Consider the following 14,433-nt stretch of genomic DNA (forward strand, 5'->3'; position numbering starts at 1 on the left):
GGGGAGTACGGCCCCGGCCCGAAGCAGCCGCGCGCCGGTCACAGGCGGGTGCGCCGGAGGGGAGGGCGGGCGCGCGATCGGGCGCGCGAACACGACGGGCCCCGCCCGTCACCGTCAGGGCTCGGAAACGGAGACCCGGTAGACGGCGTTGCCGAAGACCACCTTCGATCCGGGCATCGCCGCCTCCTCCTTCTCGGGCACGAGGGCGGTCACGGCGCCGTTCGACTCGATCCGGGTGCCGTTGGTCGAGTGCAGGTCGGTCACCCACACCCCGCCGGGCACCGGCACCAGCAGGGCGTGCGTCTTGGACACCGACCGGCTGGGATCGAAAATGCTCGCGCGCTGGGCCTGGGGGTAGGCGGAGATGTTCCTCGGGTCGCGGCCCACCACCGTGGGCTCGGGCAGCGGGATCGACTCCCCGCCCGTGTCCGGCACGAGGACGATGGTCTGCTCATCGGTGCGGCGCCGGTGGCGCGCCGTCCGACGGCGGGTGCGGGTGTCGGGCGCGTCCAGGACCATCGTGTCGTCCGCGGACGCCTGGGCGGCCCAGCCGGTCGGGGCGGCGGAGGTGGCAGCGGCGGAAGCGGGGGCGGACTGGGGGATGGCGAGGGTGTCGAGACCGGAGGGGGCCCTGCCGCTGGGGTCCCCGGTTCCGGGCGCGCTGGCGGCCCCGGGTGCGCTGGAGGTTCTGGGCGCGCTGGCAGCCCTGGGTGCGCTGGCGGCTGCGGGGGGTCCGGCGGGTGCGCCGGTGGTCCCGGGTGCGCCGGAGGGCCCGTACGCCCTGGGCGCAATGGGAGTCCCGTACGACCCGTACGCCCCGGGCGTCGACTCCGCGGGACCCGCGGGCCCGGTAGGCCCCGCGGATCCCGTCGGCGCCACCGGCCCCGAGGGCGCCGAGGACCCCGCCCGCCCGGGCCCGCCAGGCCCACCGAGCCCTCCCGGCACGCCGGGCCCCGGCCCCGCCGGACCGGCCGCCGGACCCGGCCCCCCCTCGGGGGGCAGGACCGCCAGGTCGTCCGACGTCGGCGGGTCCAGGTGCGTGGGCACCGCTGCCCAGGGCACGGAGTCGATGAGGGCCTGGGAGGCGTCGTCGGAGGACGAGCCCATGGCGGAGGTGTCGAAGGTCGTCCCCCGGCCGCCCCCCTCCGGGGACTCGCCCGGGCGGAAGAACATGGGCGAGCCCGTCTCCGTGTCCCGCCCCGTCCACCCCGGCTGCGCGGACGGGTCGGACGCCGCCGCGCCCCCGCGCACGGTCACGGCCCGCAGGCCCGCCACGCGGTCGTGATACCCCTGACCGTGGGGATCCCGCGCCGCCGAGTGCAGGAGCACCACCGCGCCCAGGCCGAAGGTCGGCACGACGGTGATGAGCAGCAGGTCGAGGTGCAGCAGGAGGCGCCCCCCGGGCGGCCCGCCGGTCTCGACGTCCACCAGCCTCACCCCGCGCAGCCGCCCGCCCGGGCTCCAGCCCGTGACGGCCAGGGCGATCTCGCGGGGCACGCCCACAATGAGGCCGGCGATCGCCCACGCGAGCACCGTCGAGTCCATGAACAGGCCGATGAGAAGGCCGAGGGCCGCCACCACGAGTCCGCAGGCCACCAGGTCGATCGCGCCGGCGATGACGCGGTCGCCCACGGGGGCCGGGGTCAGTCGGGACCGGGGGAGCGGTGCAGACATGCGTGAGGTCACGGGTTCCTTCTCCTTGTACGACCGCCGCGGACGAGTCGCCGCCGGAAGCGGCGGGCGGTGCGTTGTCTGGGAAGCCGGCGCAGAGAGTGCGTCGACAAGCGTGCAATGAGGCGCCGCGGGGCGGACCGACCGGTGCTCATGGCCCTCATCATTGCATCGGCCGACTCCCAGAGCCCGTCAACGGCACTCGGGCTCGGCTCGCCGGCCCCGAAGATCTGGGCGTCGACCGCCCGGGCGAAGCGGCGCAGATCGGCGGTGGGGAAGCCGGGGGCGAGGACCTCGGCCTCCTCCCGGCGAGTCGCCCGGGCCGGCGGCGCCGACCCCAGGTCCCGGGCGCGATCAACCACCTCGTCCCAGGCCCCCGCCGCGCGATCGGGCCCGGATCCGCGGGCGCGCCGTCGTCGTCGCAGCGCCTTGAGCGCCAGGATCGTCACCACCGGCGCCACGAGCGCCAGCAGGCCCCCGACCACGGCCAGGACGAGGCGCAGATCGACGCCGGCGTCCCTGTCGTCCGGGGAGTTCCCGTGCCCGTCGTCGTAGGCGGGCGGCAGCTCCGCCGGGTGCTGGAGGGGCAGCGGCGGCTGGAGCACGCGCGGCTCGGGATTGGAGACCTTCTGGGTGTTCTGCTGCTGGGGCACGTGGTCGCGGTCGGGGGTCACATCCACCGCCACCCAGCCGGCCTGCCGGAAGTCGACCTCCACCCAGGCGCTGATGTCCTGGCCGGTGACGGTGGACGCGTCGCCGTCCGTGGCCGGCTTGAAGCCCATGACGACCCGGGCCGGAATGCCCAGCGAGCGGCACAGCAGCATCATGAGGACGGAGTACTGCTCGTCGTCGCCCACGAGCTCGCCGGCCTCCACCATCTGCGCCATCCGCGCCGTCCCGTGACCGGGCGGCGAGGAGCTGGTCGTGCCGTCGGAGTAGTAGCCGGCCCGCAGCGCCTGCTGGAGGAGGCGGATCTGGGCGACCGGCTCGGAGGCGGTGTCCACGATCGAGCGGGCCATCGCCTCCACCGACGGCGGCACATTGACGACGGCGCCCAGCCGCGGGCTCCCCGTGCCCAGCAGCGCCAGGTCGGCGTCGGAGGGCACGGAGGGCACGACGACCTGCTCGGTCAGCACGTCCCCGCCGGTCAGCCCCGCCGTGGCGATGCCCGTGGCGGAGGACATGTCGTAGTGGAGGCTGTCGGAGACGATCTCGGCGCGCGGGCCCGACACGGCGATCGACAGCGCGTCGGAGACCGTGGGGACCCAGGCGAAGCCGTAGTCCCGCAGGCGCACGACCACCTCGCGGGCCTGCGGCGAGTGCGTCCCCGCCCCGGTCAGCGGCGTGTCCGCCCCCACCCGCTGGAAGCGCGAGCTGTCGCCCTGGTCGATGCGCGCGCTCAGCCCGTCGTAGGCGTCGAGGGCCGCAATGCGCACGCGGCCGTCCTCGCCGACGCCGGACACCGTCATGAGGGTGGTCGAGGCGAACTCGGTCTCCAGGGCGCGCACCAGGGACAGGGGGGTGGCGTACTGGGTCAGATCGACCGGCGGCGCCAGGAGGGTCCGCAGCACCACGCGGTCCTGGGCGCCCGCCGGGGTGAGCGCGGCCGCCGCCGTCCCCGCCGCGGCCAGCACGGCGACGGCGCGCACGGCCCCCAGGCGGGCGCCGCGCCTCAGGCCCGCGTCCGAGCCGGCCAGGACCTCGGCCACGCGCGAGCGGCGCCCGCGCTGGGAGGCCAGCGCCCACAGCAGCAGCACCCCGCAGGTCAGGCCCGCCCCGATCGCCCGGGGCGCCAGGGCCGCCGGCGCCCCCCAGGCCAGGGCCACGAGCGCCTGGCCGACGACGGCCAGCCCGGCCGCGTGCACCCGCCCGTCCAGCAGGGCGCGCACGGCCAGCGCCGCCCCCGCCAGACCGGTCAGCCACGGCAGGACGCTCATGGTGGGGAAGGCGCTCAACGGCAGGGGCAGGGTCAGGGCGTCGCGCCACACGGTCACCGTCGCCCTGAGCACGGCCCGCACCGCCCCCGCCCCCCGCCCGGTGTCGGGCAGAACCCAGGGGGCGACCCCCAGGTGGACGACGGCGGCCAGCGCCAGCACGGGCAGGGCGCTCAGACGCCGCCGGCGCCCCACGGCCCCGACGACGGCGCCCGCGCACACGCCCCCGGCCGCCGCCCCCGCCCCGACCGCCGGCCCGAAGGCGGGGACGAACAGCGCGCAGGCGACCAGCTCCAGGCCCACGACGAGGGCCAGGTCGAGCGCCGCCGCCCCCCGCCCCCGGCGGGCGGCGGGCGCGGCGGGCGCCGCGGCGCCGGGCCGGGCGCTCACGCGAACCTCCTCATGACCAGCGGCAGGGTCTCCAACCGGTCCAGGTCGAAGCGCACCAGGGACCCCACGGCCCGCCGGCCCGAGGGGTTCGACCCGGCGCGCAGGGCCGCCGCGACGGTGTCGGAGGGGGTGATCGTGCGCACGCGCCCCAGGACCCCGTCCGGGCACAGCTGCCCGGTGACCGCCAGCAGCACCGAGGCCTCCGGGTGGTGGGTGGTGGCCCGGCGGGCCAGCTCGTCCAGGCCCAGGGCGCCGGTCGGCTCGATGGCGCACGAGGCGTCCAGCAGCCGGGCCGCCGAGGCCGTGGGCAGGGACTCCTCCTCGGTGACCAGGGCGACCTCGCGGGCGTGGCCGATGGCGTCCAGCGTCAGCGAGCAGGCCACGGACACGGCCGTCTCGAAGTCCTCCTCGTTCTCGTAGTCCCCGGCCCGGGTGTCCAGGAGCACCAGGAGGCTGGAGCGGTGCGTCTCCTCGAACTGGCGCACCATGAGGCGTCCGGTGCGGGCCGTGGAGCGCCAGTGGACGTTGCGGCGGTCGTCGCCGGGGACGTAGTCGCGCAGGGCGTGGAAGGCGACGTCGGAGCTGGACAGCTCCTGGGTGACGGCGCCCTCGACGTCGCGCATGAGGCCGCTGAGGACCGAGCCCAGGCGGATGGTGCGCGGGTGGATGTGCACCTCCTGGGACTCGGTGCGCTCGCGGGTCAGGCGCACCAGCCCCACCGGGTCGGAGGCGACCGAGACGACGGGCCCGACGGTGACGATGCCGCGCCGGGAGGTCGGCAGCACGAAGCCGCGCTCGTCGACGGCGCCCGGCGCCAGGGTGGGCACGGCGAAGACGGCCTCGACGGGGCCCACCGGCATCTCCATGCGCACGGGCAGGAGGGTGCGGGCGGTCGGGTTGGCGACCCGCACGTGGATGACGGCGTCGTCGCCCACGGTCACGCGCGGCTCGAGCAGTTCGTGGGTCACCGCGTGGGCGCGCCGCGGGATGAGCCACAGGCCGGCCGTGACGACGACGAGGGCGAGGACCCCGGCCCCCGCGCGGGCCTCCTGCCAGCCCAGGCGGGCGGCCGCCCACGCGGACAGGGCGAGCAGGACCAGGCAGAGCCATCCGGTGCGGGTCACCACCGACAGCCGGTCGCGGGCCCGGCGCACCAGGCCCGGCGCCCTCCGGTGCACCGCGGAGGCGAGCAGCTCGACGGCGCGCAGGAGGGGGCGGCGCAGCGAGATGCTCCGGGCGGTGCCGGTGGCCGGGGCGGGCCGGTCGGCCGTGCCGGGCGAACCGGCCGTGCCGGATGATCCGGGCGAGTCGGCCGTGCCCGCCGCGCCGATCGGGTCGGCGGTCATGAGGACGCGGCCCGGTCGTCCCGGGCCCGGGCCACGGGGGCCTGCACGTCGGCCAGGGCGCGGGTGATGACGCCGCGGGCGGTGGCGCCGGTGAACTCGGCGTCGGGGTCCATGACCAGGCGGTGGGCCCAGATCACCTCGGCGAGCTCCTTGACGTCGTCGGGCAGGACGTAGGTGCGCCCCTGCGCGGCCGCCCACACCCGCACCGCCCGGGTCATGGCGATGGCGCCGCGGGTGGACACCCCCAGGCGCGTGTCGGGGGAGTCGCGGGTGGCCTCGACCAGGGCGCCGATGTAGTCCAGCACCGAGGCCTCCACGTGGTTGCCGGCGGCGAGCCCCGCCATCGAGGACACGGCGTCGGAGGTGATGACGGCGGACAGGCCGGCCGAGCGGTCCGGCTTGGCCGAGCCGCCCAGTATCCGGGTCAGGGCGGCGCGGTCCGGGTAGCCCACGGAGGTCTTCATGAGGAAGCGGTCGAGCTGGGCCTCGGGCAGCCGGTAGGTGCCGGCCTGCTCCACCGGGTTCTGGGTGGCGATGACCATGAAGGGCCGCCCCGCCTCGTGGCGCACGCCGTCGACGGTCACCTTGGACTCCTCCATGACCTCCAGCAGCGCCGACTGCGTCTTGGGACTGGCCCGGTTGATCTCATCGGCCAGAACCACGGAGGCGAAGACGGGTCCGGGGTGGAACTCCCACGACCCGGTCTTCTGGTCGAACACGGTCACCCCGGTGATGTCGCTGGGCAGCAGGTCCGGGGTGAACTGGATGCGCGAGTGCGTGCCCTGCACGCTGGCCGCCAGCGCCCGGGCCAGCGCCGTCTTACCGGTGCCCGGCGCGTCCTCCAGCAGCAGGTGCCCCTCGGCCAGCATGGCCGTCAGCGCCAGGCGGATGACCTCCTCCTTGCCCAGCAGCGCCTTGGCGACGTTCTCGACGATCATGGTGAAGGTCTTGGCGAACCAGGTCGCGTGCTCCTCGGTCAGAGCCATGGCGGATGGTCCTTCCGGTCGTTGGGACGGCTCGGGGCCGCGGGACGAATGGGCGAGGGCCGGATGGGGGGCCGGCGCGCCGTGCAACAGCCTATTGCTGCGTGCAGGTGATCGAGTACGACGGCGGTACGCGGCCGACGTCGACCCGGTGCGGGAAGCGGTGGCGGGCGGCGCCGTTGGAGTCCACCGTGAAGGACTCCTCGTACCAGGAGCCGCCCCCCGGCTCGGAGTACCGGTAGCCGCACTGCACGGTGGAGTCCGGGTTGAAGCCGGAGGCGTCGATGACCAGGCGGCGGCAGACGGAGGGCGGCCAGCCGGTGTCGTCGACGTCCTGCGGGGTGCAGCGGGCCTCGGGGGCCTCGTCGATGTCGGTGATGATCGGGAAGCTCTTCTCGGTGCCGACGGCGACGCGGGGCCCGGCGGTCGCGCTGGAGCACTCCCAGTCCGAGGTCTGCCCGGCGTCGTTGCGCGCCCGCACGCACCAGGTGACCTTGTTCCCGGCGCCCGGGGAGAAGGACCTCGTGCCCGAGGCCTCGACCTGCGGGGCGTGCTCATTGCGCGAGGTGTCGCCCTGGTAGGTGGTGGGCCGTCCGCCGGTGGCCCCGGCCGTCCAGGTGCAGCTGACGCCCCCGCCCTGCGCGGAGCAGCTGACGCTGGGCTCCGAGGGCGGGCCGTAGGGCGTCACGGTCCCGGAGGAGACCGGGTCGGAGGCGGCGTCGTCCCCGTCCTCGTCCACGGCGCGGGCCTGCACCGTGTAGGGCGCGCCGTCGGTCAGGTCGGAGAAGGTCCTCTCCGAGGTCCAGTCCTGCACCACGTCCCCGCCGGAGACGACCCGGTACTCGATGTCGAGGTCGTCCGCGGACCAGCCGTTGCCGCCCACCGGCGTCGAGCGGCTCGTCACCTTGATCTGGCCGTTGACGCCGGTGGCCTCGGCCCCGGGCGTGGAGGGCGGCAGGGGCTTGCCGGTGACGGTGAATTCGTGGGAGCCGGACGAGGCCGTCCCGCTGCCCGCCGCGTTGGAGGGGGTGACCGTCACCGACACGGAGTGACTGCCCGGGCCCAGGCCCCCCGCCGGCACGGTCAGGGAGGTGTCGGAGGTGGTCTGGCTGCGGTTGACCGAGCCGGTCACGGACACGGCGTAGGTGACCGCGGCGCCGTTGGCGGGGGCGGGGCTCCAGCTGATGCGCAGGGCGGAGCCGTCGTACTGGATCGACGGCGTACCGGGGGCGCCGGGGGCGCCGAACACGTTCAGGCCCGCCGTGCTCCACGGCGAGGCCCCGCCGCCCTCGACGAGGGCGCGCACGCGCACCGTGTAGCCGCCGGGCTCCGCATTGCCGAAGGACGCCTCGGTCGCCGGCCCCGTGTAGGAGTTCACCGCCTGCCCGTCCCTGAGCAGCTGGGCCTCGTAGGTGACGGTCGCCCCCTCGACCGTCACCGCGCTCCACGTCGCCCGGGCCCGCCCGTTCGGGTCCGGGGTCACGACGGGGGCGTCCGGGGTCGCCTCCAGCGCCGTGGGCGCCGAGGGCGCCGAGGGCGCCGAGCGGCCCGCCCCGTTGACGGCCACGACCCGGAAGGAGTAGGTCCCGCCCGTCGCCAGCCCGTCGGCCCGGCAGGGGGAGGCCGTGCAGGTCCAGGTCCCGGCGCCGCCGGTCTCGGTCACGATGTAGGAGGTGATGGGGGAGCCGTGGTCGGCCCCCGGACTCCAGGACACGGCCATGGCCGAGGCCCCCGAGGGCGCGGCGCGCACCCCGGTGGGGGCGTCGGGCGGGGAGGCCACGGTCACCGTCACCGTGCCCACGACGGCGCGCGAGGCGCTGCCGGTGGCGTCGAGGGCCTCGTAGGAGACCACCAGGCGCCCGGTGAAGCCGGACTCGGGGGCGATGGTCAGGGTCGTGCCGGCGGCGGTGACGCCGCCCGACCCCGAGGTCACCTGCGGCTCCCGGCTCAGGGTGATGGGCCGGCCCGGGAAGGGGTTGGTCACCAGCGTCGCCACGTCCACGCTCACGGGGGAGCCGTCGGAGACGAGGGTCGTCGGGGCGGCCGTCATGCGGGGGCGGGTGGAGGCGACCACCCGCAGGGGCAGGGTCGCCGTGACCGCCGCGTTGGTGCCGTCCTCCACGCGCACCTCCAGCGAGCCCGCGGTGCCGGGCACGGCGTCGTCGGCGGCGCTGACGGACAGGGTCGAGCCCGACACCGAGGTGCTGAAGCCCTCCGGGGCGGCCCCGGCGGTGAAGACGAGGGGGTCGGAGTCGGCGTCGCGGGTCATGGCGGCCAGGTCCGCGGTCACGGCCGGCTCGCCGGGGGCGACCGCCACCTCCGTGGGGGTGATCACGGGAGGGGTGTTCGTCGTGGAGACCACCAGGACCGGCAGGGTGATCGTCGAGCTGAGCGCGTCGGAGCCGGTGCCGTCGGCCACGGCGAGCGTGAGCGAGGTCTGGCCCGTGAACCCCGCGGCTGGGGTCACCGACAGGCTCCGGCCCGAGTCGCCCGCCTGGGCGGAGTCGAGCCCGGTGCCCGCGTTGAGCGTCGCGGCGTCGGCGACCACCGGGGTCGTGCCGGCGCGCGTGAGGACGTAGTCGGACAGCGCCACCTCGCTCGTCCGCCCCGCGGGGATGCGCACGGGCACCCGGGCGGAGTCGACCCGCGGGCGCAGCTCGCTGCGGGCCGGCACGACGACGACGGCGCTGCCGGTGCGCCCGTCGACGTCGGTGACCGTGTACAGCACCAGGTACTGCTCCTCGCCGATCGTGGCGCGGATCGACTGGTCCGTCACCTGGGCGCGCGGGTCGTCGGCGGTGACGGTCAGGTCCCAGGGGGAGCCGTCGGCGTCCTTGTCGTTGTCCAGGACCGGCACCGTGACCGTGCCGTCCGCGGCCACCTGGTCGACCGTCACGTGGTCGTCCACGCCCACGGGGCTGACCGGCGGGGCCTGCGCCGTCACCTGGATGGTCAGGGTGCCCACGTCCGTGCCGCCCCGGGAGTCGGTGACCGTGTAGTGCACCGTGTACAGCCCCTCGGTCTGGGGCAGGACCGCCAGGACGCGGTTGGCGCGCACGGACAGCGTGAGGGCGTCGTCGTCGCAGGTCGGCGTGCCCACCAGGGACAGCGCGTCCCCGTCCGCGTCCAGGTCGTTGGCCAGCACCTCCGCGGCCACGGTCCGCCCCGGCTGGGCCGTGACCAGGTCGTCGGTGGCCACCGGGGCGGCGTTGGTCGTCGGGGCCGGGGCCACGCCCACGCGGACGGTGCCGGTCGCCTGGGCCCCGAAGCGGTCCTGGACGGTGTAGGTGAAGGTGTCCGTGCCCGTGGCCGCGCCCGTGGGCGTGTAGACGAGGCGGCCGCCGTCGGAGGTGACGGTGCCGTGGGCCGGCGGCACCTGGCCCAGGCCCACCAGGCTCACCGAGTCGCCGTCGGGGTCGGCGCCCTCCAGGGGCACCCGGATCGTCACCGGGGAGCCGCCCACCGTGCCGGCCTCCAGGGGCCTGGGCACGGGGGCGGAATTGGCCTCGTCGTCGCGGGCGCGCACCTCGATCTCGATGGGGGCGGAGGAGGTCTGCCCCTCGGAGTCGACCGCCGTGTAGGACAGGGTGGTCCGGCCGGGGGTCTCCCCGGCCTTGAATCGCACCGAGTCCTCGCTGACCCAGGCCGTGCCCGGGGCCCCGCCCACCGTCTCCAGGTCCTGGCCCACGGACAGGGTCAGGCCGGAGGGGGAGGCGTCGTTGTCGAGGACGGGCACGGTCACCACGTCGCCCACGCGCACGACGGCGGTGTCCGGGACCGCCACCGGGACCTGCACCTGCCCGGCGGAGACGGGCACGACGGCGACCCGGCCCATGGACGTCGGCTCGCCGTTGGAGACCGTGTACTCGATGTCCAGGCTCTGCGACAGGGGCCCGGCGGAGGTGATCTGCAGCAGGCAGTGGTCCACCACCGTCACGCTCACGCCCGACTCGGCCGGCGCGGTGGCCGACTGCAGGACGAGGATGCCGCCGGTGGGGTCGAAGTCGTTGCTCAGCGGCGCGATCGTCACCGCGCCGCCCTCGCGCAGCAGGGCGGTGTCGTTCTCGGCGACCGGCGGCACCGAGGCCTCCGCCGGCTCGACGACGTCGATGCGCACAATGCCCTTGGCGACGGCGGCGCCGGCGGCGACGTCGTAGTCGAGGTAGTAGGTGCCGGCGGCCTCGGCGGAGAAGGTGAAGGTGCCCGCCCGGCGGTCGAGGGTCGCGCTCGTCCCCTCCGGGGTCTGCTCGATCGCCGCCAGGCTGAGGGCCTCGCCCGAGGGCGAGGAGTCGTTGTCCAGGGGGGAGACGACCGTCTGGGAGCCGGCGACGACGCGCACGTGGTCCGCATTGGCCACCGGCGTCTGCGCGTCGGCGGCGCGGACGTCGACGGTGACGGTCCCCGAGGCGGTCTGGCGCCCGTCGGAGACGACGACGGTCAGCTCGCGCGTCCCCGGGGCGCCCTGCAGGTCGCGCACGGTGACGACCCCCTCGTTCGTGGTGCGCACGTCCAGGCCCTCGCCCTGCGCGGAGACCAGGTAGGCGGTGTCCCCGTCGGGGTCCTGCCAGCTGCCCAGGACGGACAGGGAGGCGGAGGCGGTGCCCGAGACGGTCACGGTCGGGGTCATCAGCTGCTCGGGGGCGGAGTTGACCTCCCAGGGGCGGACCTCGACGGTCGCCGTCGCCGAGTCGGACAGCCCCCGCCCGTCGTCGGCCGTGTAGGGCACGGAGATGGTCCCGGCGGCGTCGTCGGGCACGTCCAGGCGCAGCGCGAGCCCGTCCTGCGCCACGGCGACGGCGGCGTTGGAGGGCCGGCCCACCGGGGCGGCGGTGAGGACGTCGCCGTCGGGGTCGGAGTCGTTGGCCAGGACGGGCAGCACCGTGGAGCGGCCCGGGCGCACCCCGAAGGCGTCGTCGACGGCCTCGGGGGCGTGGTTCTCGTCGGTGCGCTCGGGCTGGGACTGGGAGTCGGAGGTCCGGGCGGAGTCGTCCTCGGTGTCGGAGTCCTCGTCGGTCTGGCTGGTCACGTCGGTCCAGTCCTCGACGAGCACGAGCTGCTCGTCGGGCAGCCACACGCTGCCGGTGACGATGTCGTTGATGACGATGGCGTCGCGGTTGACGCGGAAGACCGGGGCGCCGGCCGAGCCCAGGGCGTCGTCGTGGACGGTGGTGCGCTCCGAGCCGCACTGGCGCACGTACTGGCCCGAGCCCGACCAGGCGGCGTAGGCGCAGCCGCCCAGGCGCACCGGCTGCGCGGCCGCGCCGGGCGCGGGCGTCCCCTCGGAGGCGGGCACGGAGGTCACGCGCCCGTCGTCCAGGCCCACCGTGATGAGCGCGGTGCGCGAGGCCAGCAGGACGGAGTCGGACTCGGGCCCGGGCTGCTGGAGGGCCAGGCCGGGCTCGCCCAGGTCGACGTCGGCGCCGCTCGGCAGGTGGACCGTCCCGGTGCCGCGCTCGAGGACCACGGTGTCGCGCCCGACGGCGGTGACGGCGACGTCGGTGCCGGCGCTCAGCCGGCCCGGGCGCGTGACGGGCTCGGCCCACCCCTGCCCGTCCACGGGGACGGTGACGATGGCGCCGTTGGCGGGGGAGGCCGCGTGGACGGACCCGTCCACGCCCACGACGGCGACCGCCCCGGGCATATTGGCCAGCAGGGGGGCGGCGGCCGGCAGGGAGGCGACGGCGGGCACGGCGGCGGCCCGCACCGTGCCCTCGGCGGCGTTGACGGCGATGACCCGGTCCGCCCCCTGGGCGACGACGGCGCCGCTGGTCAGCTGGGCGGACTGGGACAGGGTGACGGTGGTCGGGTCGACGGAGGCCACGGAGGAGGCGGCGGTGTCGGGCACCAGGACGTTCTGCCCGGACTGGGTGACGTCGAAGCTCGCCGAGGTGGTGCGGATCTCGCCGTCGATCTGCCGGGAGCGGGTGTTGAGGCGGGCCACGAGGTGCTGGTCGGTGGAGGTCACCCACACGGCGCCGTCGTTGAGGTCGACCTCCGCCTGGGGGATGCCCTCGTAGGCCCAGGCCGCCAGGGCCAGGGCGAGGACGGACAGCGCCGCCGCCGCCGCCGACAGCCGCCGCGCCACGCGGCGGGAGGGCCGTCGCAGGATCGCGCGCAGGGCGGGCGGGCGCATCTCAGGCTCCGGGCACCGGCGTGCGGGCCGCGACCTCCTGGGCCAGGACGCGGCGCAGCATCGTCGACGAGGTGGTGGGCGTGTAGGGCAGGTAGACGACCCGGGCGCCGACCTCGGCCATCTGCTCCTCGAGCCGGCGGCCCTTGTCGGTGCCCTGCCAGTCCGTGCCCTTGAACAGGACGTCGAAGGGGGAGCGGCGCCAGGCCAGGCGCTTGTCCTGGTCGACGTCCGCGACGATGGCGTCGACCATGCGCAGCGCCCCGACCAGCGCCATGCGCTCGGCGTGGGGGACGATGGGCCGGCGCCCCTTCATCCGCTCCAGGGACTCGTCGGTGGCCACGCCCACGATGAGCCTCTCGCACCGGGCCGCGGCCGCGGTGAGGATGTTGAGGTGCCCGATGTGGAGCATGTCGAAGCCGCCCGGGACGTAGCCGGTGAGCATCAGTAGGCGCCCTTCCCGCCCAGGACGGCGCGCAGCGTCCTGGCCAGGACCTCGGCGTCCAGGGCGGCGCCCCGGTTCTCCACGTAGTGGCGGTCCAGGGCCACCGTGGAGTCCCAGGACAGGTCCGAGCGGCCCGAGACCTGCCACAGGCCCGTCAGGCCGGGCTTGACCAGCAGCCGGCGCAGCGCCTCGTCGTCGTACTCGGCGACCTCCTGCGGCAGGGCCGGGCGCGGGCCGACCAGGCTCATCTCGCCGCGCACCACGTTGACCAGCTGGGGCAGCTCGTCCAGGGAGGTGCGGCGCAGCAGGCGCCCGACCCGGGTGATGCGCGGGTCGTTGCGGTCCTTGAACAGGATCTCGTTGCCGGCGTCGCCCCCGGCGGCCACGACGGCCTCGCGGCGGGCGTCGGCGTCGATGTACATCGAGCGCAGCTTGATCATGGTGAAGTGGCGCCCCCGCTCGCCCACGCGCACCTGGGTGTAGAAGGCCGGGCCGGGGGAGTCCAGGCGCACGGCCAGGACGGCCAGGAGCAGCAGGGGGGAGGCCAGGGCCAGCAGCAGGGAGCCGGCGACGCGGTCGAAGACGTCCTTGGAGCGCACCCGCATGTGGCGCAGCTGCACGTCGATGAGGCCGCTCCACCCGTTGGTGACCGGCAGGCCGCGCATGCGGCCGGGGACGACGTCCTGCAGGCCGGGGGCCACGACGAAGCGCGCGCCCGTGGACTCCATGGCCCGCATGACGGTGACGATGGCGTCGGGCTCGACGGCGCCCACGGTCATGACCGTGTCGATGTGCTCGGCCAGGATGGTGCGGCGCAGGGCGGGGGCGTCGCCGATGGGGGCGGCGCCGCTGCGGCACGAGGCGGAGGAGAGGTAGCCCACGATGAGGAAGCCGTCGCCCGGGTGGCGGCGCAGCTGGCGCAGGAGCAGCTCGGCGCCCGAGCCCATGACGATGAGGGTGCGGCGCAGGCCGTGGCCGTCCAGGCGGCGGCGGCGCAGCCAGGAGGCGGCCGCGCAGCGGTTGGTCAGGGACAGGCCGGTGACCAGGGCCAGCGGGACGAGCGCGGCGTGCGCGCCGGCGTCGGGCAGGACGCCGTCCTTGAGGACCAGGGCCGCCAGGGCGGCGATGGCGCCGGCGCCCAGCACGGGGCGCCAGCCGGAGCGGGCCTGGTCGATGACGTCGACGCGGCCGGCGCCCAGCAGCCAGGCCAGGGCGACGGCGCAGGCCCCGACGCCCGCGGTCAGCGCGGCGCAGGTCGGACCCCACGCGCCGGCGACCAGGGAGCCGACGACGACCGCCGCGATGTCTCCGAAGGTGATCCACATCACCTGATCGCGGCGAACGACGGGCCACGAGGCGAAGCCGCGCGCGTCGAGGGACGGCGGGCGGGTGCGGGCGCCGCGGCGCTTGGACCGCTGGGGCGCGGTGGAACGCAGGATGGCCCCTCGGGGGGCTACCGAGGTCGCGGACAAGGTTCCTCCATAAACAAGAACGCGGGTGGGTAGGGTCGCCCGGGGAAGGCGGTGATTGCGTA

Annotated in this window: 7 protein-coding genes; all 7 read right to left on the reverse strand. The window is 76.0% G+C overall.

What is annotated here, in order from left to right; genetic code table 11:
* Positions 1 to 114: 114 nt before the first annotated feature.
* The 7 genes from G446_RS21265 to G446_RS0100965 all read right to left on the reverse strand — a co-directional run bounded on the left by G446_RS21265 (position 115) and on the right by G446_RS0100965 (position 14,224).
* Positions 115 to 1,686, reverse strand: coding sequence for an RDD family protein (locus G446_RS21265; RefSeq protein ID WP_026408708.1), 1,572 nt, complete (start codon positions 1,684 to 1,686; stop codon positions 115 to 117).
* Complete coding sequence (locus tag G446_RS15185; protein WP_051285525.1) at positions 1,683 to 3,995, reverse strand: transglutaminase-like domain-containing protein; 2,313 nt, start codon at positions 3,993 to 3,995, stop codon at positions 1,683 to 1,685. The genes G446_RS21265 and G446_RS15185 overlap by 4 nt, the downstream gene beginning before the upstream one ends.
* Entirely contained in the window at positions 3,992 to 5,341 is a 1,350-nt protein-coding gene (locus G446_RS21270; RefSeq protein ID WP_084778797.1) for a DUF58 domain-containing protein, read from the reverse strand. The genes G446_RS15185 and G446_RS21270 overlap by 4 nt, the downstream gene beginning before the upstream one ends.
* Positions 5,338 to 6,327, reverse strand: coding sequence for an AAA family ATPase (locus G446_RS0100950; protein WP_026408710.1), 990 nt, complete (start codon positions 6,325 to 6,327; stop codon positions 5,338 to 5,340). Before G446_RS0100950 ends, G446_RS21270 begins: the two co-directional genes overlap by 4 nt.
* A 91-nt stretch (positions 6,328 to 6,418) precedes the next feature.
* A complete protein-coding gene (locus G446_RS0100955; RefSeq protein WP_026408711.1) occupies positions 6,419 to 12,457 on the reverse strand; it encodes an Ig-like domain-containing protein in 6,039 nt (2,012 codons plus the stop codon).
* A gap of 1 nt (position 12,458) precedes the next feature.
* Positions 12,459 to 12,899 (reverse strand): FAD synthase family protein, encoded by a 441-nt coding sequence (locus G446_RS0100960; RefSeq protein ID WP_026408712.1) that lies wholly within the window; start codon positions 12,897 to 12,899, stop codon positions 12,459 to 12,461.
* A complete protein-coding gene (locus tag G446_RS0100965; RefSeq protein ID WP_245574525.1) occupies positions 12,899 to 14,224 on the reverse strand; it encodes an exopolysaccharide biosynthesis polyprenyl glycosylphosphotransferase in 1,326 nt (441 codons plus the stop codon). Before G446_RS0100965 ends, G446_RS0100960 begins: the two co-directional genes overlap by 1 nt.
* Positions 14,225 to 14,433 lie beyond the last annotated feature (209 nt).

This window comes from Actinomyces dentalis DSM 19115 (assembly GCF_000429225.1).
In the GTDB taxonomy this organism is placed as follows: Bacteria; Actinomycetota; Actinomycetes; order Actinomycetales; family Actinomycetaceae; genus Actinomyces; species Actinomyces dentalis.

Bases quoted from the DNA above. Each gene is read 5' to 3' on its own strand.
- G446_RS21270 (WP_084778797.1), bottom strand. From the start codon at position 5,341: ATGACCGCCGACCCGATCGGCGCGGCGGGCACGGCCGACTCGCCCGGA.
- G446_RS0100950 (WP_026408710.1), bottom strand. From the start codon at position 6,327: ATGGCTCTGACCGAGGAGCACGCGACCTGGTTCGCCAAGACCTTCACC.
- G446_RS0100955 (WP_026408711.1), bottom strand. From the start codon at position 12,457: ATGCGCCCGCCCGCCCTGCGCGCGATCCTGCGACGGCCCTCCCGCCGC.
- G446_RS0100960 (WP_026408712.1), bottom strand. From the start codon at position 12,899: ATGCTCACCGGCTACGTCCCGGGCGGCTTCGACATGCTCCACATCGGG.
- G446_RS0100965 (WP_245574525.1), bottom strand. From the start codon at position 14,224: ATGTGGATCACCTTCGGAGACATCGCGGCGGTCGTCGTCGGCTCCCTG.